The 20,676-nt window shown below is 66.0% G+C and carries 23 protein-coding genes; 11 read left to right on the top strand and 12 right to left on the bottom strand.

The features are described from left to right. The first annotated feature begins 13 nt into the window (after nt 1-13). The 5 genes from IB225_RS16555 (at nt 14) to IB225_RS16575 (ending at nt 3,968) form a co-directional block, all read left to right on the top strand. The gene (locus tag IB225_RS16555) at nt 14-478 is read left to right on the top strand and encodes an SRPBCC family protein (RefSeq protein WP_192312546.1); all 465 of its coding nucleotides are present in this window, start codon (nt 14-16) and stop codon (nt 476-478) included. 83 nt (nt 479-561) lie between these two features. Further along, nucleotides 562-948: an endonuclease domain-containing protein gene (locus tag IB225_RS16560; protein ID WP_192312547.1), complete on the top strand. Its 387-nt coding sequence runs from the start codon at nt 562-564 to the stop codon at nt 946-948. A 12-nt stretch (nt 949-960) separates the two neighbouring features. Further along, the gene (gene prpF / locus IB225_RS16565) at nt 961-2,154 is read left to right on the top strand and encodes a 2-methylaconitate cis-trans isomerase PrpF (RefSeq protein ID WP_192312549.1); all 1,194 of its coding nucleotides are present in this window, start codon (nt 961-963) and stop codon (nt 2,152-2,154) included. 477 nt (nt 2,155-2,631) lie between these two features. Next, a complete protein-coding gene (locus tag IB225_RS20645; RefSeq protein WP_345776640.1) occupies nt 2,632-3,342 on the top strand; it encodes a histidine kinase in 711 nt (236 codons plus the stop codon). Continuing rightward, nucleotides 3,339-3,968: a response regulator transcription factor gene (locus IB225_RS16575; protein WP_192312553.1), complete on the top strand. Its 630-nt coding sequence runs from the start codon at nt 3,339-3,341 to the stop codon at nt 3,966-3,968. Before IB225_RS20645 ends, IB225_RS16575 begins: the two co-directional genes overlap by 4 nt. A 105-nt stretch (nt 3,969-4,073) precedes the next feature. Here IB225_RS16575 and IB225_RS16580 read toward each other — a convergent pair whose 3' ends face one another. After that, complete coding sequence (locus tag IB225_RS16580) at nt 4,074-5,309, bottom strand: DUF4010 domain-containing protein (protein ID WP_192312555.1); 1,236 nt, start codon at nt 5,307-5,309, stop codon at nt 4,074-4,076. A gap of 97 nt (nt 5,310-5,406) precedes the next feature. On the opposite strand from IB225_RS16580, the gene IB225_RS16585 reads away from it, so the two are divergent. Genes IB225_RS16585 through IB225_RS16595 form a run of 3 tightly spaced genes read left to right on the top strand, consistent with a single transcriptional unit; the run spans nt 5,407 to nt 7,744 of the window. Continuing rightward, nucleotides 5,407-6,438: a class 1 fructose-bisphosphatase gene (locus tag IB225_RS16585; RefSeq protein WP_192312557.1), complete on the top strand. Its 1,032-nt coding sequence runs from the start codon at nt 5,407-5,409 to the stop codon at nt 6,436-6,438. A 33-nt stretch (nt 6,439-6,471) separates the two neighbouring features. Next, a complete protein-coding gene (locus tag IB225_RS16590; RefSeq protein WP_192312559.1) occupies nt 6,472-7,029 on the top strand; it encodes a hypothetical protein in 558 nt (185 codons plus the stop codon). A 16-nt stretch (nt 7,030-7,045) separates the two neighbouring features. After that, nucleotides 7,046-7,744, top strand: coding sequence for a 2OG-Fe(II) oxygenase (locus tag IB225_RS16595; protein WP_192312561.1), 699 nt, complete (start codon nt 7,046-7,048; stop codon nt 7,742-7,744). Here IB225_RS16595 and IB225_RS16600 read toward each other — a convergent pair. Together IB225_RS16600 and IB225_RS16605 are read right to left on the bottom strand one after the other, a co-directional pair. Beyond that, a complete protein-coding gene (locus IB225_RS16600) occupies nt 7,727-8,278 on the bottom strand; it encodes a nucleoside 2-deoxyribosyltransferase (RefSeq protein ID WP_192312563.1) in 552 nt (183 codons plus the stop codon). The two genes, IB225_RS16595 and IB225_RS16600, sit on opposite strands and share 18 nt — an antisense overlap. A gap of 84 nt (nt 8,279-8,362) precedes the next feature. Continuing rightward, nucleotides 8,363-9,451, bottom strand: a complete 1,089-nt coding sequence (locus IB225_RS16605; protein WP_192312565.1) for a PA0069 family radical SAM protein — start codon at nt 9,449-9,451, stop codon at nt 8,363-8,365. 66 nt (nt 9,452-9,517) lie between these two features. Between IB225_RS16605 and cls the strand changes: the two genes are divergently transcribed. The 3 genes from cls (at nt 9,518) to IB225_RS16620 (ending at nt 12,056) form a co-directional block, all read left to right on the top strand. Continuing rightward, nucleotides 9,518-10,963, top strand: coding sequence for a cardiolipin synthase (gene cls / locus IB225_RS16610; protein ID WP_225583982.1), 1,446 nt, complete (start codon nt 9,518-9,520; stop codon nt 10,961-10,963). A gap of 65 nt (nt 10,964-11,028) precedes the next feature. Beyond that, nucleotides 11,029-11,289: a hypothetical protein gene (locus IB225_RS16615; protein ID WP_192312569.1), complete on the top strand. Its 261-nt coding sequence runs from the start codon at nt 11,029-11,031 to the stop codon at nt 11,287-11,289. After that, nucleotides 11,286-12,056, top strand: a complete 771-nt coding sequence (locus IB225_RS16620) for a pyridoxine 5'-phosphate synthase (RefSeq protein ID WP_192312571.1) — start codon at nt 11,286-11,288, stop codon at nt 12,054-12,056. Before IB225_RS16615 ends, IB225_RS16620 begins: the two co-directional genes overlap by 4 nt. Nucleotides 12,057-12,080: 24 nt before the next feature. On the opposite strand, the gene IB225_RS16625 is transcribed toward IB225_RS16620, so the two are convergent. The 9 genes from IB225_RS16625 to gyrB all read right to left on the bottom strand — a co-directional run bounded on the left by IB225_RS16625 (nt 12,081) and on the right by gyrB (nt 20,668). After that, nucleotides 12,081-12,476 carry a biopolymer transporter ExbD gene (locus tag IB225_RS16625; RefSeq protein ID WP_192312573.1) on the bottom strand — a complete coding sequence of 132 codons (396 nt, stop codon included), beginning with the start codon at nt 12,474-12,476 and terminating at the stop codon, nt 12,081-12,083. A 133-nt stretch (nt 12,477-12,609) separates the two neighbouring features. Beyond that, the gene (locus IB225_RS16630) at nt 12,610-13,020 is read right to left on the bottom strand and encodes a biopolymer transporter ExbD (protein WP_192312575.1); all 411 of its coding nucleotides are present in this window, start codon (nt 13,018-13,020) and stop codon (nt 12,610-12,612) included. Between the two features lie 3 nt (nt 13,021-13,023). Further along, nucleotides 13,024-13,449 (bottom strand): biopolymer transporter ExbD, encoded by a 426-nt coding sequence (locus tag IB225_RS16635; RefSeq protein ID WP_192312577.1) that lies wholly within the window; start codon nt 13,447-13,449, stop codon nt 13,024-13,026. A 46-nt stretch (nt 13,450-13,495) separates the two neighbouring features. Then, the gene (gene exbB / locus IB225_RS16640) at nt 13,496-14,245 is read right to left on the bottom strand and encodes a TonB-system energizer ExbB (protein WP_192312579.1); all 750 of its coding nucleotides are present in this window, start codon (nt 14,243-14,245) and stop codon (nt 13,496-13,498) included. 73 nt (nt 14,246-14,318) lie between these two features. Then, entirely contained in the window at nt 14,319-14,993 is a 675-nt protein-coding gene (locus IB225_RS16645) for an energy transducer TonB (RefSeq protein WP_192312581.1), read from the bottom strand. Nucleotides 14,994-15,151: 158 nt separating this feature from the next. Continuing rightward, nucleotides 15,152-16,348, bottom strand: coding sequence for a tetratricopeptide repeat protein (locus IB225_RS16650; RefSeq protein WP_192312582.1), 1,197 nt, complete (start codon nt 16,346-16,348; stop codon nt 15,152-15,154). Nucleotides 16,349-16,482: 134 nt separating this feature from the next. Beyond that, nucleotides 16,483-17,289 carry a M48 family metallopeptidase gene (locus tag IB225_RS16655; RefSeq protein ID WP_192312583.1) on the bottom strand — a complete coding sequence of 269 codons (807 nt, stop codon included), beginning with the start codon at nt 17,287-17,289 and terminating at the stop codon, nt 16,483-16,485. Between the two features lie 69 nt (nt 17,290-17,358). Then, complete coding sequence (locus tag IB225_RS16660) at nt 17,359-18,192, bottom strand: CPBP family intramembrane glutamic endopeptidase (protein ID WP_192312584.1); 834 nt, start codon at nt 18,190-18,192, stop codon at nt 17,359-17,361. Nucleotides 18,193-18,202: 10 nt separating this feature from the next. Then, nucleotides 18,203-20,668, bottom strand: coding sequence for a DNA topoisomerase (ATP-hydrolyzing) subunit B (gene gyrB / locus IB225_RS16665; protein WP_192312585.1), 2,466 nt, complete (start codon nt 20,666-20,668; stop codon nt 18,203-18,205). Nucleotides 20,669-20,676 lie beyond the last annotated feature (8 nt).

Below are 20,676 nucleotides of genomic sequence, written 5' to 3' on the forward strand. Positions count from 1 at the left end.
CAGGAGTCCGATCATGTCCGACAACGCCACCCCCGGCACCGTCCGCCTGCACCGCGTGCTGCGCGCGCCGCCGTCGCGCGTCTACCGCGCGTTCCTCGATCCGGATGCGATGGTGAAGTGGCTGCCGCCGCACGGGTTCACGGGCAAGGTCCATTCGATGGATGCTCGCGTGGGTGGCGGCTACACGATGTCGTTCACCAACTTCGGCACCGGTTCCAGCCACTCCTTCGGCGGCACCTACGTGGAGCTGGTGGAGAACGAGCTGCTGCGCTACACGGACCAGTTCGACAACCCCGGCCTGCCGGGCCAGATGCAGGTGACGGTGACGCTGAAGCCGAGCATCGCCGGCACCGAGCTCAATGTCGTGCAGGAAGGCATTCCCGCCGCGATCCCGGTCGACTTCTGTTACCAGGGCTGGCAGGAATCGCTGGAGATGCTGGCGAAGCTGGTGGAGCCGGAGATTCCGGACGGGGCCTGACGATGTATATGCTCCTCTCTCTGCACATGGATGTTGCGAGCCCCTCTCCCCTTGCGGGAGAGGGGTTGGGGAGAGGGGGCGCCATGGAATCACGAACGTTCGCGAAACAACTTCGTCGCAACATGACCGATGCAGAACATCGGCTTTGGAACCAATTGCGGGCGCATCGCCTGGATGGCGAGAAGTTCCGCCGTCAGCAACCGATTGGACCTTACATCGTCGATTTCGTGCATTTCGGTGCACGGTTGATCGTCGAAGCCGATGGCGGGCAGCACAATGGATCTCACGGCGACACCGGGCGTGATCCCTGGCTGACGCAACAGGGATTCCGCGTACTGCGGTTCTGGAACAACGAGATACTCCTGCATACCGATGTGGTGCTGGAGTCTATTTGGCAGGCGCTGCGTGAAAGAGCGCCCTCTCCCCCGACCCCTCTCCCGCAAGGGGAGAGGGGAGAAACGCAAACCTAGTCGAGCGCGCCCATGTCCCACGCCCCCCAGATCCGCATCCCCGCCACCTACATGCGCGGCGGCACGTCGAAAGGCGTGTTTTTCCGTTTGCAGGACCTGCCCGAACGCGCGCAGGCGCCAGGGCCGGTGCGCGATGCGCTGCTGAGCCGCGTCATCGGCTCGCCTGATCCGTATGGCAAGCACACCGATGGCATGGGCGGAGCGACGTCGAGCACCAGCAAGGTGGTGATCATTTCGGCCAGCACACAGCCCGGCCATGACGTCGACTACCTGTACGGGCAGGTGCCGATCAACGAGTCTTTCATCGACTGGAGCGGCAACTGCGGCAACCTGTCGTCGGCCGTCGGTCCGTTCGCGATCGCCAATGGCTTCATCGATGCCGCGCGCATTCCCGACAACGGCGTCGTCACCGTCCGCATCTGGCAGGCCAACATCCACAAGACCATCGTCGCGCACGTGCAGGTGACGAACGGGGAAGTGCAGGAAACCGGCGACTTCGAGCTGGACGGCGTGACGTTCCCCGCCGCGGAAGTGCAGCTCGAATTCATCGATCCGGCCGACGAGGGCGAAGGCGAGGGGGACGGCGCGATGTTCCCGACCGGCCATCTGGTCGACGATCTCGACGTGCCGGGCGTAGGTGTATTCAAGGCCACGATGATCAATGCCGGCGTGCCGGTGGTGTTCGTCGAGGCCGCGGCGCTGGGTTACGACGGCACCGAGCTGCAGGGTGCGATCAACGAGGACAAGGCTGCGCTGGCGAAGCTGGAAGCCATCCGCGCGCATGGTGCGGTCCGTATGGGCCTGGTCGACAGCGTGGAAGCAGCGGCGAAGCGTCCGTTGACGCCGAAAGTCGCGTTCGTCGCGCCACCGAGGGACTACGTGTCGTCCAGCGGCAAGCCGGTGCAGGCCAGCGACATCGACCTGCTCGCACGCGCCATGTCGATGGGCAAGCTGCACCACGCCATGATGGGCACCGCCTCGGTCGCCATCGCGACCGCCGCGGCCGTACCCGGCACGCTGGTCAACGCGGCGGCCGGTGGCGGCACACGCGACGTGCTGGTGTTCGGCCATCCGTCCGGCACGCTGCGCGTCGGCGCGGACGTCAAGCAGGTCGACGGCAAGTGGGCCGTGACCAAGGCGGTGATGAGCCGCAGCGCGCGCGTGCTGATGGAAGGCGCGGTGCGCGTGCCCGGCGACGCGTTCTGACGAACGCCCCCTGACCTGCCGGAAGTCACCACTTGCGGTAAAGCCATTGCGTCGCCAAAGAGCAGGCGACAGCATGGGCGCATGTGGACGTCCCTGACCCGACTTCGCGAACCCATGACGCTGGCAGGCGTCTTCACCCTGGCCGCCGTGGCGCTGGGCCTGCGCTTCCTGCCACCCGACGTGCTGCCGGCGGCCGCGGCGGCGCTGGCCGCGTATGCACTGGGATTCCTTCTGTTCGCGCTGGCGCCAGAGACGTGGGAGCGCCCCCGGCAGTTGGCCCTGGTCGCGATGGCCGGCCTCGCGCTGCTGCTCGGATGGCTGACGCCGCGCATCGGTACGGCGCAGGTGCTGCTGGTCGTCTGGGTCGCCTGCGCCACGAACATCCTGTCGCCGCGATGGCTGATCGGTGCGACCGCGCTGTTGAACCTCGGCTTCTACCTGATGATGGTGCACCACGAGTTCGGTGCACCGTTCACGATGGTGCTGATCAACCTCGGCTTCCAGTCGCTCGCGGGACTGTGCGTGCACTACGCGCGGCGCGCCGAGGACTCGCGCGACACGCTCGCCCGCGTTAACGCGGACCTGCTTGCGACGCGCGCTCTGCTGGCCGACAGCGCGCGCGATGCCGAGCGCCTGCGCGTGGCGCGCGAGCTGCATGACGTCGCCGGCCACAAGCTGACCGCGATGAAGCTCAACCTGCGCGCCCTGGCCAGCGATCCGGCACTGGCGGCACGCGAGGAAATCCGCATTGCGCAGCAGCTTTCGACCGAGCTGCTCGACGACATCCGCAGCGTGGTGCAGGCCATGCGCGATTCGCGCGGACTCGATCTTCAGACGGCGATTCGCGCTCTGGCCGCGCCGCTGCCGCGACCGGCGCTGGACCTGCGCATCGAGGACGGCGTGAAGGTCGACGATCCCGCGGTTGCCGAGTCGCTGCTGCGGATCGTCCAGGAGTGCCTGACGAACGCAGCCCGCCATGCCAGTGCGGAAACACTGACCGTGTCATTGAAGAAGGAGGACGCAGGCATGCACCTGCAGATCGAAGACGATGGCCGCCTCAAGGGCCGCGTGCGCGAGGGCAACGGCCTGTCGGGCATCCGTGAGCGCGTGGCCGCCTTGGGCGGTGACGTGCAGCTCGGCAGCAGCGCCACCGGTGGCCTGCGCATGGACGTGAGGTTGCCCGCATGAGCGTCCGCGTCGCCCTGGCCGACGACCAGGCGCTGGTCCGCGCGGGCCTGCGCGCCCTGCTGAAAGCGCAACAGGTGGAGGTGGTGTTCGAAGCCGACGACGGCGCCGACCTGCTGGCGAAGCTGGAGTCGCAACCGGTGGACGTGGTGCTCAGCGACATCCGCATGCCGGGCGTGGATGGTATCGACGCGCTGATCCAGCTGCGCGAGCGCGGTGATCGCACGCCGTTCCTGCTGCTGACCACCTTCGACGACAGCGACCTGCTGCTGCGCGCCACCGATGCCGGCGCCCAAGGCTTCCTGCTGAAGGACGCCGCACCGGAAGACCTGCACGACGCCATCCAGCGCGTGGCCGCTGGCGAGACGCTGCTGCAGCCGGTGAGCACCGATCCCGTGCGTGCGCGCTTCCGTTTCCGCGACGAAGCGCCGCCCACCGACACCTTCAGCGAACGCGAGGTCGCGATCCTGCGCCTGCTGGCCGGCGGCTACTCGAACAAGGAAATCGCGCGCACGCTGTTCCTCGCCGAAGGCACGGTGAAGAACTACGTCTCCACCATCCTAGACAAACTGGGAACGCGCGACCGCACCCGCGCCGTGCTGAAGGCGATCACGCTGAGGATCATCTGAAGGACGCCGACCCTGCTTCCTGTGGGAGCGACGTCAGTCGCGATGCTTTTCTACTGACCGTCCATCGCGACTGACGTCGCTCCCACACCTGGCATCACGGGCGCGTCAGAACACCCACACCATCGCCGCACCGGCGGCGAGCGCGATCAGCAGGCCCGCCGATACGCGCAGCCCATAGGCCGCGCCGCCGCTGACCCAGGCAATGACGGACTTGGCGATCAGGCTGGCCGACAGCAGCGCCAGCATCCACCAGCGTGCCTCTGACGCTTCAAGCCCACCACGCGCGAACTGGTTGGCCAGCGTCGCCACTGCCGCATGCAGTTCCGCCGCCGCGGACAACGCGGCCGCCGCCATCGCACCGCGCGGCCCGATCCATGCGGCCAGCGCCGCCGCGACGAACGTCAGCACGGCGACCAGCAGCGCGAAGCCCAGCGCCTGGCCGAAGCGGAACATGCGGCTTTCGGACGTCGGTGGTTTCACCGTCTCATCGCGACCCGCGCGCAGTCCCACCAGTCCGCCCGCCAACAACACCGCACCGATCGCGCACAGCTCCGGCAGCAGGTCACGCACCAGCGGCGGCGATACCGCCCACAGGATCGGCACGCACAACGTCAGCGAAGCGAGATTGGACAGCAACGCCGCGGCGACGGCAGAACGCAGTAGCGCCGGTGTTTCCTTCGCCCGCTGGCCGAACCCGATCGTCGCCGCCGTCGACGACACATAGCCGGCGAAGAAACCCGCCGCCGCCAGCCCCCAACGATTGCCGACCAGGCGGAGCACGATGTGGCCCAGCGCGCTGACCGCCATCACCAGCACAACCAGCTTCCAGATCGTGGCCAGGTTGATCGCCTCGAACGGACCGATGGCGCGGTCCGGCAGGATCGGCAGGATCACCAGCGCGGAGGCCAGCAGCAGCAGGCCGTCGAAGACCTCGCGCTCGCTGAAGGTTTCGCGGGTCAGTTCGTGCAGCGGCTGCTTGGCGTACAGCAGCACGGCGACGACGACCGCCAGCCCCGTTGCCAGTGCCGGCGTACGCATCGCCATGGCGCCGAGCAGGAACGTCACCACCAGCGTCACCTCGCTGGTCAGGCCGGGGTCGTCCCGGTGGGTCGCCCGGTAGGCCATCGCCGCCAGCACGCCGGTGATGCCCAGGCCGACCAGCAGCACCGGCTGGCCGAGCGAGGCGGCCACCGCTGCGCCCAGCGCCACCAGCGCATGCGTGCGCAGGCCGGCGATCTTGTGGCCGCGCCCGCCGCTACGTTCGCGCACCAGCCCGATCAGCAGGCCGAGCCCGAGCGCCGAGGACAGGGCCAGCCAGGTCTGCGGGGTCGCTTCGTCCATCCGATCCTTCCTTATCCGGTCCGCGAGCATAGCGAATGGTCTTGCATTGGTCTCATTAACCCGGACAATGCGCGCCACCTTCGCCGTGGACCCCATCATGCCCGCTCCCGCTCCGTCCGCCGTCTCGCTGAGCCGCTACCTGATCGAAGAACAGCGTGCCGGCCGCATCAGCGCCGACCTGCGCCAGCTGATCGCGGTGGTGGCCCGCGCCTGCACCAGCATCTCGATCGCGGTCAGCAAGGGCGCACTGGGCGGCGTGCTGGGCGACGCCGGCACCGGCAACGTGCAGGGCGAGGCGCAGAAGAAGCTGGATGTGCTGAGCAACGACATCCTGCTGGAAGCCAATGCCTGGGGTGGCCACCTGGCCGCCTGCGCCTCGGAGGAAATGGACCACAGCCAGCCGATCCCGGATGCCTATCCGCGCGGCGGCTTCCTGCTGCTGTTCGATCCGCTGGACGGCAGCTCCAACATCGACGTCAACGTCTCGGTCGGCACCATCTTCTCGGTGCTGCGTTGCCCGGACGGTGTGACGAAGCCCGGCGACGAGCACTTCCTGCAGCCGGGTCGCGAACAGGTCGCCGCCGGCTACTGCATCTACGGCCCCAGCACGATGCTGGTGCTGACCACCGGCAACGGCACGCACGCGTTCACGCTGGACCGCGAGCAGGGCGCCTTCGTGCTGACCCAGCGCGACATGCGGATTCCGGAAGAGACGAAGGAGTTCGCCATCAACATGTCGAACCAGCGCCACTGGGAAGCGCCGATGCAGGGCTACGTCGACGACCTGCTGGCCGGCAAGGAAGGTCCGCGCGGCAAGGACTTCAACATGCGCTGGATCGCCAGCATGGTCGCCGACGTGCATCGCATCCTGACCCGCGGCGGGATCTTCATCTATCCGTGGGACCGCAAGGATCCGGGCAAGGCGGGCAAGCTGCGCCTGATGTACGAAGCCAACCCGATGGGCATGCTGGTCGAACAGGCCGGCGGCGCCGCCAGCACCGGCCGCGAGGACATCCTGTCGCTGCGCCCGACCCAGCTGCACCAGCGCGTGCCGGTGTTCCTGGGCTCGAAGAAGGAAGTCGAGGCCGCGGTTGGCTACCACCGGGCGCACGACACCGCAGCGGCGTGACCGGACGCGGCTAGAATCGACGCGGATGCGGAGATGTCCCTCCGCCGGGAGAGCCGGGTGACGCGAGCGCAAACCCTGTGGGCGATCATCGTGCTGGCCTGCCTGCCCGGCATGGCCACGGCGCAAGCACCCGCCGAGACCGACCAGGCGAAGTTCGTCCGGCTGACGCGCCACCTGGAACGGTTTCCGCTCGACCCGGATGCGAAACCGATGCGCGCCTGGCTGCTGGAGTGGGCCGTCCGGACACCGGATCTGGTGGTCACCGTGTGCCGTTTCCTCGAGCCGAAGCTGGAAGTGGAGTCGCACTACGACGGCCTGCTCTTCATGCAGATGCTGTACGGCAATGCCGCCTGGCAGATCACCCATCCCGAACAGCGCGCCGATGTGGTCGCGCCGCAGGTTGCGGGTGTGCGCAGCGCGCTGAAGGCCTACGCCGAAATCAGCATCGAACGCCCGGAAGCGCAGATCGCGGTGTTCGACACGCTGGCGCTTGCAGACCAGCGAGGCACGCTGGAGAAGACGCTGGAACCGCGGATCCTCGAGGCGTGCCGCAAGGATGCCGGCCCGTCGACCGGCGACGGATCCTCCTGATGGATTGCATGCCCGCATGAGCAACGACTTCATCGAGGTCTACCCCGACGCGCTGGACGCGGAGACCTGTCGCGCCATCGTCGCGCGCTTCGACGGCAGCGGGCAGGACCAGCCTGGACACGTCGGCGGCGGACACTACCCCGAACTCAAGCACAGCCGCGACATCAGCATCAGCGGTGTCGCCGAATGGCGCGACGTGGAACAGCGCCTCAACCTGGCCGTACTCACCGGCCTGCAGCAGTACCTGCGCACCTATCCCTTCAGCCTGATCGCACCGCTGATGCTGCAGCAGCCGGATGCGGAGGGCGTGCTGCACCGCCTGCGCTACGACGATGTCGCCGGCATGGACGATGCCGCGCTGATGAAGCTGGTGATGAAGGTCTTCGTGCCGGGCAAGATCAACCTGCAGCGATACACGGCGGGCGAGGGTGGCTATCCGTACTGGCATTGCGAGCTGTTCCCGAAGGCGCCGGATGCGGAGACCCTGCACCGCCACGTGCTGTGGACGATCTATCTCAACGATGGCTTCGGCGCCGGCGAAACGGAGTTCTTCCACCAGCAGCGCAAGATCGTGCCGCGCACCGGCAGCCTGCTGATCGCGCCGACGGCGTTCACCCACACCCATCGCGGCAACCGGCCGCTGCACGGCGACAAGTACATCGCGACCAGCTGGGTGTTGTTCCAGCGCGCCGAGCGGTTATACGGCGGCCGCTGACAGACTTGCCCGCCGCTGCGCGTCCACGTCGGCGCGCAGGCGTCGCAGGGCGGTCTCCGCATCACCCACGACGATCACGCTGGGCACGGCCAGCATCAGGTTGAGCGGCAGGCCGAACTCCTCCAGTTCCCATCCGCCGGCATCGAGACCGTCGGCCTTGCCAAGGTACTGTGGACACCGCTGACGGATGCGGTCGGCCAGACTGCCGCCTTCGGGCACGTACCCGTACACCGGCTTGCCGCGGGCGATCGCGTAACCGACTTCGAAGCACGTACCGCTGTCCGGCTCGGCACCACGGAAGAAGTCGAGGTTGGCCAGCACCGCGTCGGCGGCATCGAGCAGGCCGAGGTCCGCGCGATAGATCCAGCGCGCCGTCTCGAGCCGGTCACCGGTGGCATGCCCGGCCACCTGGGCATCCAGCGGAAACAGACCTTCGAAGCCGTAGCGCGCGCACAGCGCCTTCAACCGTTCGCCGTGCGCCACGGCATCGGGGCGGAAGATGTCGGGACCGGCGAGGTAGAGCGACTGGATCATCGTGTGCGCACGCGGAGGGAAGCCTGCATTCTCCGCAGGCACGCGCTTCCTTCGATGTGACCGATCGTCGCAGCGCAATGCAGGTCAGAACAACTCGCCCTGGGGCGAAGACGCACGCGGCGGCACGAAGCGCGTGCAATCGAACGGCGGATGACGGCGCCCCTCGAAGCCGGCGCGCTTCAAGGCCAGCGCGAAGCGTCGCGCCAGCAGGTCCGCGTACACGCCCTCGCCACGGAGCCGCCTGCCGAAGCGGCTGTCGTAATCCTTGCCCCCGCGCAGCTGCTGGATCGTGCTCATCACGTGCGCCGCGCGATCCGGCAGGTGCGTCTGCAACCAGTCGCGGAACAGCGGCGCGACTTCATGCGGCAGCCGCAGCAGCACGTAGCCGGCCGCGGTGGCGCCGGCGTCCCGCGCCGCGTCGAGTACCGCTTCCAGCTCGTGGTCGTTCACCCACGGAATGACAGGCGCGAACATCACGCCCACCGGTATGCCGGCCTCGCCGAGGCGCTTCACCGCCCGCAGGCGACTGTGCGGCGCCGAGGCGCGTGGCTCCAGTCGCGAAGACAGGCCGTTGTCCAGCGTGGTGATGGAGAAGTAGACATGCACCAGGTTCTCCCGCGCCATGGGCGCCAGCAGATCCATGTCGCGCTCGATCAGCGCGTTCTTGGTGATCAGCGAGAACGGATGCTTCGTCTCGGCCAGCACCTCGATGATCCGGCGTGTCAGCTGCAGCCTGCGTTCGGTCGGCTGGTAGGCGTCGGTGTTGATGCCCAGCGAGATCGGTTTCGGTTCGTAGCCCCGCTTCGACAGCTCGCGCCGCAGCACCTCGGCGGCGTTGGTCTTGGCGAAGATCTTCGTCTCGAAGTCCAGTCCCGGCGACAGGTCGAGGTAGGCGTGCGAAGGACGGGCGAAACAGTACGAACACCCGTGCTCGCAACCCCGGTAAGGATTCAGCGACTGGTCGAACGGGATGTCCGGGGACTGGTTGCGGGTGATGACGCTGCGCGCGACCTCCTCGATGATCTCGGTGCGCGGTGACGAGGTGATGTCGCCTTCGGTATCGGCCTCGTGCCAGCCATCGTCGACCGCATCCGGTGTGGTCACGGCGAACCGCCCCGGCAGGTATCCGGTGGAACCCCGTCCCTTGATGCCCGGTCGGCCGCGCGTTGTCATGCCGGGAGCTTACGCCGACGTCGTCGCATGTAACGCGACACCGCATAGAATCGTCCCATGCACGACATGCTTGGCGCCTTGGGCGACTTCTTTTCCTCGCTTCCCCACCTCAAATGGTGGGTGACGCTGGCATGGCTGCTGTACCTGGTGCCGCTGTGCGCCTGGATCGTCCTGCAGAAGCGCGAGCCGGTTGCCACGCTCAGCTGGCTGCTGTCGCTGGCGCTGCTGCCCTACGTGGGTTACCTGATCTACTTCCTGCTTGGCCCGCAGCGCATCAAGCGGCACCAGCTGCGACGCACCCGCTCGCGCGCGGGCGTGGAGAGCTATGAGGTTTTCGCACCTGCGGATGGCAAGAGCGCCGAGTTGCCAATGCTCGCGCAGAAGACCACCGGGCTGCCGCCTTCGTCGGCAACGTCCGTGCAGCAGCTGATCGATGGCTGCGCCACCTACCAAGCCATCCTCGATGCGATCGCCATCGCGGAGAACCACATCCACCTGGAGTACTACATCTTCAATGGCGACCGCACGGGTCAGCGCATCCTCGATGCGCTGGCGGTGAAGGCCCGCGAAGGCGTGAAGGTACGGCTGTTGCTGGATGCGGTGGGCTCCAACCGGTTGAAGAAACGCGCGTTGGATGCACTGGTCGCGGCCGGTGGCGAGTACGCGTGGTTCCACCCCACGCGGTTCCGTCCCTTCACCCGGCCCTGGCTCAACCTGCGCACGCATCGCAAGATCGTGGTGGTCGACGGACGCATCGCCTTCACCGGTGGCATCAACGTCACCGACGAGGAAGACGAGTCCCTGCGCGAGGATGCCTACCGCGATCTTCACCTGCGGCTGGAAGGCGAGATCGTGCGCAGCATCCAGCAGGTGTTTGTCGAGGACTGGGTGTACGCGACCGGCCAGCAGCGCAAGGACTTCCAGGGCACGCGACTGTGGAGTGCCAACGATGCCAGTGTGCGCGGCGGTATCGCCGTGCAGGCGCTCATCTCGGGCCCGGACTCGGGCTGGGAACCGATCCATCGCGCCAAGGTGGCGGCGATCCACGAGGCGAAGCAGCGGGTATGGCTGGTGACGCCCTACTTCGTGCCCGGCGAGGCGGCGCGGATGGCGCTGACGTCGGCCGCGCTCGGCGGACTCGACGTCCGCCTGGTGGTGCCCAAGGTCAGCGACTCGCGGTTGGTGACGCTGGCGGCGCGCTCGTACTTCGATGAGTTGCTGGCCGCAGGGGTGAAGGTGTACGAGTACGGGCCGCGGATGATGCACAGCAAGGCACTGCTGTGCGACGACGCGCTGGCGATCATCGGCAGCGCCAACTTCGACCATCGCAGCTTCCGGCTGAACTTCGAGATTTCGATGATGTTCCGCGATCGCGGCGTCGCCGGCACGCTCGCGCAGTGGCTGGAAGGCGAGATCGCCGCCAGCGAACCTGTGAAGCTCCAGCGTCAACGCTCGCTGTGGCGGCACCGGCTGCCCGAGGCGCTCGCGCGGCTGATGTCGCCGTTGCTGTGAAGCACGCCCGTTTTTGAGGCGGGACGGAAGCGGTAAGATGCGGCCACCGAGCCCGGGGGTGGACGATGCACTGGCTTTTCCTGTTGATGGCGATCGGCTGCATGTTCATGGCCGTGCGCACGACCTCGACTGGTCTGATGGTCGTCCTGCTGCTGGCGGCGCTGGGCCTGTTCGTGGCGTGGTTCATGGCGCGTGCCTCGCGCCGGCTGGGCGAAATGAGCCGCGACCCGTCGATGATGATCGACCCGGCCGAACTCCGCCGACTGCGTGAGCTGGCCGAGGCGCGGCGCAACGCCCCGCCCCCGTCGGAGCCACCGACCCCGTGACCCTGCTCAGCGTCAACGTCAACAAGGTCGCGGTACTGAGGAATTCCCGGGGTGGCGCCGAGCCGGACGTGGTACGTGCGGCGACGGCCTGCCTGGCTGCGGGTGCGCACGGCATCACCGTGCATCCGCGCCCTGACCAGCGCCACATCCGTCCCGATGATGTCCGTGCGTTGTCCCGGCTGACGCGCGCGAACGGCGTCGAACTCAACGTGGAAGGCAATCCGTTCGCTCCGCCGCGAGGAGACTACCCCGGCTTCCTGGCGCTATGCGACGAGGTGCGACCGGCACAGGCGACCCTGGTGCCGGACGGCGACGGACAGATCACGTCCGACCACGGCTTCGACTTCTCCCGCGACACCGATCGCCTGCAGCCACTCGTAGCCGCGCTCAAGGCGATGGGATGCCGGGTCAGCCTGTTCGTGGACGCCGGCTGCGAAGGGCTGGAGAACGCGGTGCGCATCGGGGCGGACCGCATCGAGGTCTACACGGGACCGTTCGCGGAAGCCGCCGCGCATGGCGAAGCTTCCGAAGCGCTTGCTCTTTGCGTCCAGACCGCACGGGAAGCCCAGGCGCTTGGCCTGGGCGTCAACGCGGGGCACGATCTCAGCCAGGACAACCTGGGCCTGTTTTTGAGCACCGTGCCCGATGTGCTCGAAGTCTCCATCGGCCACGCATTGATCGGCGAGGCGCTTTACGCCGGCCTGGAAAGCACCATCGGACGCTATCTGGATATTCTTGCAGTGCCACCGACCGAAGGCCGGGGCTGAAAACAGCCCCGCCCCGCGAAGCGGTCAGTTCCTCATCACGATGTTGCCAAGGCCACTGGCCTCGGCCTGGGCCAGCGCACTGACTAACTGCTGGTAATCGGCACCTTCCGCGGCTTCGACCTGCAGCACCGTGCGGGGATCGGAGACGCGCGCATCCTCGAGCCGCAGACGCAATTCGGACAACGTCACGGCGCGATCGTCCAGGGTATAGGCACCCGCCAACCCGACCTTGAGCACCAGGTCATTCGGGGGATCGACCGGCTTTACCGGGACGGGCTGAGGCAGCATCGCGTCGATCGGGCGTGACAGCATCGGCGCGGTGACCATGAAGATCACCAGAAGGACCAGCATCACGTCCACCAGCGGGGTGATGTTGATCTCGGCCAGTTCGGAACGGCTTGCGGAAACGGAGAACGCCATGGCACACCTCCTTCTGTCGGAACCGTGATTCCGACGCTACGCCCGTTACCCACCGCACCGCAAGGGGTGGCGAACGCCCAAAGAAAAACGCCGCCCGGGTGGGCGGCGTTCAATGGGGTGTTGCGCGTCAGGTTTACTGCACGAAACCGATCTTCAACATCTGCGCGTTCTTGGCGGCTGCCAGGACCTTGGCCATCACGTCGTAATGCGCTTCCGAGTTCGCGTCGATGCGCAGTTCCGGCTGGTTGGTCGGATCGCGGCGAACTTCGTTTTCCATCCTTTCCTGCAGATCCGCAACGTTCACCGGACTGTTGTTCCAGTAAACCGTGCCGTCGGCGTTGATCTTCAACTCGATCGGCGGCGGCGGTTCCTTGATCTGCGGCGGCGGGTTGATCACACGCTGCGGCAGGGCGACCTCGATCGGGTACGTCATGATCGGGGCGGTCACGATGAAGATGATCAGGAGCACCAGCATCACGTCCACGAGGGGCGTGACGTTGATGTCGGCCATGGGGCCTTTGCTACCACCACTGCTGAATGCCATGGCTTACTGCCCCTTCTCTTTCGTGGCCACGTAGCCAATGTCCAGCATGCCCTGACCCTGCGCGATCTTGGTGACTTCCGCGATGACGCCCATCTTGGTCGTCTTGTCGCCGCGCAGGTTGAGCTTCGGCTGCGGCGACAGCTGGGCCGTACTGGACAGGCGCGACTCAAGGATTTCCTTGCTGACCGGCTCATCGCCCCAGTACAGGTCACCGTTCTCCTTGACGGAGATGGTGATCGGCGGGGTTTTCGGACCGTCGTCCTCTTCCTTCGCGATCTGGACCGTCTCCGGCAGATCGATCTTCACTTTGTGCGACATCAGCGGCGCCGTGATGATGAAGATGATCAGCAGCACCAACATCACGTCCACGAGGGGCGTGACGTTGATCTCGGCCATCGGGCCACCGCTATTACCACTACTGAAAGCCATGACGGGCTCCGTCTAGAACGTTGCGTTGACTGCTTGTACCGCCGGCTCAGCGAACGCGCGAGCCGGTGGCGAAGAAGTCGTGCAGGTCGTGCGCGAACGTGTCGAACTTGGCGATGACGGCCGCATTCGTCTTGCTGAAGAAGTTGTAGGCGAACACGGCCGGGATGGCGACGAACAGACCGATCGCGGTCATGATCAGCGCTTCACCCACCGGGCCCGCGACGGCGTCGATCGAGGCCTGGCCGGTCGCACCGATGCGGATCAGGGCGCCGTAGATACCCCACACCGTACCCAGCAGACCCACGAACGGCGCGGTCGCACCGACGGTGGCGAGCAGCGTCATGCCGCCCTGCAGGTTGGTGCTCTCACGGGTCACGGCCTGGCGCAGGGCGCGGTCCACGAACTCCGAACGGCTCAGGGTTTCGCCCGAACCTTCCGAACGCTGGTGGTGGGCAGCTGCCTGGGCGGCGTCGAGCGCGATCTTGGAGAACGGCTCGTTCTTCGGCTGCTCTTCCATCAGACGGATGGCGTCCTGCGCGTTCGGGGTTTCCCAGAACGAGCTGGTGACGCGGTCAGCCTGACCCTTCAGGCGGGTGCTACGCAGCACGTTGATGACGGTCCAGTACCAGGACATGGCCGACATGATGACCAGGGTGAGCAGCACGACCCAGGAGACGATGAACTCGCCGGGCTTGCTGACCATCTCGCTCATCATGTGCTCGAAGCCCATCTGCGACAGGGCATTCGCGGCGTTGTTGCCCCCGGCGGCGGCGGCGAAAAGGGTTTCCTGCAGCATGACGCTTACCTTTATATAAGTGTTGATTGAGAGTGTTGCGGGTTACGTTGAAAACGATCGATGCCAAGTGGCATCAGCCGCCCATGTTGAAGTCCACCGGCACGCGGACGCGGCCTGCGGCCTTCTGGCCATTGACGATGGAGGCGTTGAAGCGCCACTTGCGTGCAGCGTCCATCGCGGCGCGATCGAGATCGCGATTGCGGCTGGACTTCTCCACCGACACATTGGTCACGTTGCCGTTCGCGTCGACGTCGATGATCAGGATGACCGTACCTTCGATACCTGCGCGCGCAGCAGCGGGCGGGTAGCGGGGCGGGTTCATGTTCTTCGACGAGATGTCGACGCTGGCGCCGATGTCGGCGACCGCTGCCGGGGGAGCCGGCGGCGAGGGCGGCGTCACGATGTCGGTCGGACGCGGCTCGGCGATGTCGACGGGCGGTGCTTCCGGCGGCGGCGGCAGCGGCGTGGTGCGCGGCGGCGCCAGGTTCTTGACCGGCGGCGGCGGCGTATCCTGCGGCGGCGGCGGCGGCGGCGGCGGGGGAGGCGGCGGGGGAGCATCGACGATGACGACCGATGTACGGCGCTCCTTCTCCTTCTCTGCCGGCGGAGCGACCGCCGGGATCAGCAGCGCAAGCAGGGCCGCTGCGTGCAACGCGATCACGAAGGCAATACCGATGATACGGGGCCAGTTGAGGCTGTTGTCCTCTTCCTGCTCCCGGTACCTGTTGATGACCAGTTGTTCAGCCATGCGCCAATTAACTCAAGGTTGATACGGGCGCCGGAGCGCCTCGTTGATTCTGGGTCCTGCCGGTAGTTTTTACCGGCGGAACCCCCAGCTTATACCAATCCGACGCTCCGGTGCCATCATCCGTATGGATTTTTGGCCTTCGGTGTCAACGAATCACGTTACGGGAGCGCGATGATCTTCTTTGCGTCTTCCGGCTTCTTCAATCCCTTGTCAAGCGCGGCACGCGCGGCGGTCTTGGCCTCCGGGATACGGCCTTCCTGCCACAGGACCCGTGCGAGGTTTAGGTAGGTCTCGCCGTCCTTGGAGAGCGGCGCGGCCTTCTGCCAAGCCTCGATGGCCTGCGGAATCTGCTCGGAGTAATAGTAGGCCTGCGCCAGTGCCAGCTGGGTCTGGTAGTCGGGCTTCAGGACGCCCTTCTGCAGTCCTTCATTGACGACCGAGATGACATCCTTTTCTCTGCCGTCCATGTTGGCGTAGGTCACGTAGAGCTGACGGTACTCTTTCTCGTCGGTGAGCTGGCCAGCGGCACGCAGCTTTTCCAGCGTCGTAGCGGCCTTGTCGAACTGGTCCGCCTGCTGGTAGGTGGCCACCAGGTTCATCTGGGTCTTCTTGTCGGACGGGTTCTTGGCCGCCATCTGTTCGGCGATCTTCACGGCTTCTGCCGGGCGCTCCGCACTAATCAGCGAGGCCAGCAACAGGCCATACCAGTTGTCCTTCGGCTCGGGCGTAGCAGCAATGGCCTGTTCAAGCACTGGGATAGCCTCGGCGTACTTCTCCATCTGGTAGAGCGCCTGACCCTTCTGGATGAGGTCTTCCGGCTTGTTGGACTTGGTCTCCGCCAGGTAACGGTCCAAGTTGGCCATCCCGGGGGCGAATTCGTCGTCCTGCAACTGGAGCTGGGCCAGCATCACCATTGACTGGTAGTGCGCGTTGTTGTCCAGCGCGTTGAGATCGATGACCTGCTGCAACAGCTGCTTTGCGGTCGCGGTGTCGTCCATGTTGTACGCCGCCTGTGCGCCGAGCTGCGCGGCCATCGCCTTGTCGTACTCGTTGGCGGCAGGTTCGGCCAGCAGTTCCTTCGCCAGCGTCAGCGTTTCGGCGTCGTTGTCGTCCTTTTCATAAGCCTTGAACAACTTGCTGAGCTTGCCCTGCATCTTGCTGGACGGCTTGGTCTTGGGTTCCTCGCGGGTCGCGTCCGGGTACCGCACCTCAGGCTTCTGGCTCTTGCCGCGAGACTCGCCCTTGCGGTCTGCGGAGCGGGCGCCTTGCGCCGACGCATCGGCGACGACGGCACCGCCGAACGCGGCCAGCAACATCAGACTGAGAAGGGTTTTCCGGGGCATGCGGTGCTTCATGTTTAAACCTCGTGGGGCCATGCAGAAGGAGACGCGTTCGTCCCGTCTGCGTGCGGGGCCGGCAAAACTAACAGAAACCAAGGGAAGGCGGATACCGTTTCAGGTGCTGCTTCGCAGCAATACCCGGGCGTGTGTCAGCCACATTTCGGTGCGTTTCCGGCCTTCCTGGCCGCCTCGTAGGTGGGTACGAGGGAGGGTGCGTCACGTTCGAGTTCGCGAATGCGATTCGCGGGATCCGGGTGGGTCGACAGCCATTGCGGGGAACGTCCGCCGCTGGCGGCCATCATGTTCTGCCAGAGGCCAACGGCTTGGCGCGGATCGAACCCGGCTTGCGCCATCAGCCGCTGTCCGACGACATCGGCCTCGCTCTCTTGCGTGCGCGACCCCGGCAACAGGAACGCCGCTTGCGCCGTCATGCCGCCCAGTTGGTTGACGGTGTTGGCTGCACCCTCACCGTAGCGGGCACCTGCCAGGGCACCCAGCACGCCGAGGCCGGTCTGTGCGCCCATCTGTCGCGTGATGCGCTCTTCGTGATGTCGCGCAATCACATGGCCAATTTCGTGTCCCAGCACGGCGGCCAGCTGATCCTGATTCTTGGCAACCGTGAAGATGCCGGTGTTCACGCCGACCTTGCCGCCGGGCAGCGCAAACGCGTTGGGTTCGTTGTCGGCAAAGACCGCAGTTTCCCAAGCCACGCTACGCTGCTCTGGCGGCAGCTGCCGCACCAAGGCGTTGACGACGCAGGTGACGTAGGCGTTCTGCTTCGCATCACGGCTGAGGGTTTCTTTCGCCTTGGTCTCGGCGAAAGCCTGGGCGCCCAACTGGTCCAACTGCGCCTGCGACACACCGCCGACCATCTGCGTGCGCCCGGTGGGCGAGGTGGTGGTGGCACAGGCGGTCAGGCCCAGCACCATGGCGGTTCCGAGGATCCGGAGTTTCATGCTCGCCCCCTGCGACATTGCGTGACACCAGAGTCTGGGCAAGCGCGTCTTAAACTTTCGTCAATCACATTAGACCTGGGCGCCGCCGTAAACCTGCAGGACAGCCAGCGCTATCGCATTGTTCAGGATGTGGGCGGCGATGGCGGCCCACAGGGTGCCCGTCCGGCGGTAGACCCAGGCGAAGATGCCGCCCATGCCGGCGTAGACCATGATCAGGAACAGCGTGCTGGCTGCGGGTTTGCCGTTGAGGCCTGGAAGTTCGTGGACCAGCGCGAATGCGAGGCTGCTGAGGACCAGGCCCAGCGTCGGCCACCCGGCCTGCCATAGCCGTCCGAACAGCACTCGGCGGAACAGCAGTTCCTCGTACAGCGGCGCCAGGACCACCGCGAACAGCGCCAGGAAGACCGGGAACCGGGCGAACCCTTCCTTGATCAGGTCCAGGTTGCTGGGTTCAAGATCCAGCCCCAGCGCGCGCCCACCGGCACTCATCAACGAACTGAAGAGGAATGTCACCAGGCCTGCCGCCAGCGCCCATCCCCACGTGGCGGGCTTGGCCAGTCGGGAGGTGGATTCGCGTCGCTCGATCGGAGTCGCGCGACGGCGCCAGAAATAAAGCGCGAGGGCGCTTCCCCCAGTGCTGACCAGCGTCATGACGATCAGGAAAAGGACCGGTGGCGTCCCGAGTTGAGCCTGCAAGGCTTGCGCGTCGGGCGCACCGCCCGCCTGTTGCGCCAGCTGTATGCCCCGCCAGGCTGCCCAGCCGAACAGGCCCAGCATCAGCGTCGAGAACGACAGCGTGACAGCAAGCGCGAGGTCGAGGACGAACGCCGGCAGTACGCTGCGCAGGGGCAGCGCAGCAGGTGTCGTATCCGTGGCGTCGGGCAGGGGGCGAACCTCGCTCATGCGTGCAGCGTCAGACGTCGAGGTTGGACACCTTCAGCGCATTGTCTTCGATGAATTCGCGGCGCGGCTCGACGACATCGCCCATCAGCGTGCTGAAGATCTGGTCGGCGGCGACCGCATCTTCGATGCGGACCTGGAGCAGGCGACGCGTATCCGGATTAACCGTGGTGTCCCACAGCTGCTCGGGATTCATTTCGCCCAGGCCCTTGAAGCGCTGGATGCTGCGACCTTTCTTGGCTTCTTCCAGCAGCCACGCCTGCGCGTCGGCGAACGTGGCCACGGGCTGCGCCTTGTTGCCGCGGACGACCTGCGCTCCCTCGCGCACCAGTCCATGCAGCAACGCGGCAGCTTCGCGCAGCGGACGCAGTTCGCCACTCTCGAATGCCGACAGCGACAGCACCTGCACCAGTTCCTCGCCCATGTGGCGGCGCGTGGACAGCAGTGCAGCGGGGCGCTGGTCCGTCGCGGGCTGCAGCGTCAACGCGTAGCGCGCGCTACCGATGCTGCCGCGATTGAGCTTGGCTTCGAGCGCGGCAAGCTCGTGACGCTCGTCGATGTTCTGCTGCAGATGTTCCGCATCCAGCGGCGTGAAGTCGATCAGCGATTCCAGCAGCACCGAATCGTAGCGGTGCGCGTTGCGTGCGATCGCATCACGGGCGGTGGTGAAGACGAGCAGCAGCTTCTCCAGCGCCTCGCCGGAAATCGGCGGCTCGCCATCGGCCGGGATCAGCGATGCGCCTTCCACGGCGTTGTTCGCCAGGTAGACGTTGAGCGCCGCATCGTCCTTCAGGTACAGCTCCTGCTTGCCTTGCTTGAGTTTGTACAGCGGCGGCAGGCCGATGTAGACGTGGCCGCGCTCGATGAGTTCCGGCATCTGCCGGTAGAAGAACGTCAGCAGCAGCGTGCGGATGTGCGAGCCGTCGACGTCGGCGTCGGTCATGATGATGATGCGGTGGTAACGCAGCTTGTCCGGGTTGTATTCGTCCTTGCCGATGCCGGTACCGAGCGCGGTGATCAGGGTGCCTACTTCGGCGCTGGCCAGCATGCGGTCGAAACGCGCGCGTTCCACGTTGAGGATCTTGCCGCGCAGCGGCAGCACGGCCTGGTTCTTGCGGTTGCGACCCTGCTTGGCGGAGCCGCCTGCGGAGTCACCCTCGACGATGAAGAGCTCGGACAGCGCCGGATCCTTCTCCTGGCAGTCAGCCAGCTTCCCAGGCAGGCCGGCGATGTCGAGCGCACCCTTGCGGCGGGTCAGGTCGCGTGCCTTGCGCGCGGCTTCGCGCGCGCGGGCCGCGTCGACGATCTTGCCAGCGATGGCGCGGGCTTCATGGGGGTGCTCCTGCAGGAACTCCTCCAAACGTGCGCCGAACGTGCTCTCAACGACCGGCCTGACGTCGGAACTGACCAGTTTCTCCTTCGTCTGCGACGAGAAACTCGGGTCCGGCACCTTCACCGACAGCACCGCGATCATCCCTTCGCGCATATCGTCACCGGACAGATTGACCTTGGCCTGTTTGGCGATGCCGTTCTGTTCGATGTAGTTGGTCAGCGTGCGCGTCAGCGCGGCACGGAAACCGATCAGGTGGGTACCGCCATCCTTCTGCGGGATGTTGTTGGTGAAGCAGAACATCGTTTCCTGGTAGGCGTCGGTCCATTGCAGGGCGACTTCAACCGTAATGCCGTTCTGTTCGCCACTGACTGCGATCACGTGCGGATGCAGCGGTGTTTTCAGGTGCGCCAGATGTTCCACGAAGCTGCGGATGCCGCCTTCATAGTGGAAATCGTCGTGACGGCCTTCGCCCCGCTCGTCGACAAGCACGATCTTGACGCCGGAATTGAGGAACGACAGCTCGCGCAGGCGGCGCGCCAGGATGTCGTAGTGGAATTCGACGTTGTTGTGGAAGGCGGTGACCGACGGCCAGAACCGCAGCGTGGTGCCACGCTTGGTGGTGCTGTCAATCTGATTCAACGGACCCAGGGCGGCACCGTTGCTGTACTCCTGACGGTAGTGGAACCCCCCCTGGAATATATCCAGCTGCAGCTTTTCGGAAAGCGCGTTGACCACGCTGACGCCCACGCCATGCAGACCGCCTGACACCTTGTAGCTGTTGTCGTCGAACTTGCCGCCCGCATGGAGGACCGTCATGACGACTTCGGCCGCCGAGACCTCGCGACCTAACTTGACGCTCATCTGCGCGTGCTTGCCGACCGGAATGCCGCGGCCGTTGTCGGAGACCGAAACCGAGCCGTCCGCGTGGATCGTCACTGCCACGTGGTCGGCATGGCCGGCCAGGGCTTCGTCGATCGAGTTGTCGACGACTTCGAACACCATGTGGTGCAGGCCCGTGCCGTCATGCACGTCGCCGATGTACATGCCGGGGCGCTTGCGGACCGCCTCCAGGCCTTCCAGGGCGGTGATGCTGTTGGCGTCGTACGTGTTGCCGTTCGGTGCAGAAGAGGTCGTTTCGTCGGTCATTCGCTTCG

It is taken from the genome of Pseudoxanthomonas sp. PXM02 (assembly GCF_014851805.1).
Classification (GTDB): domain Bacteria; phylum Pseudomonadota; class Gammaproteobacteria; order Xanthomonadales; family Xanthomonadaceae; genus Pseudoxanthomonas_A.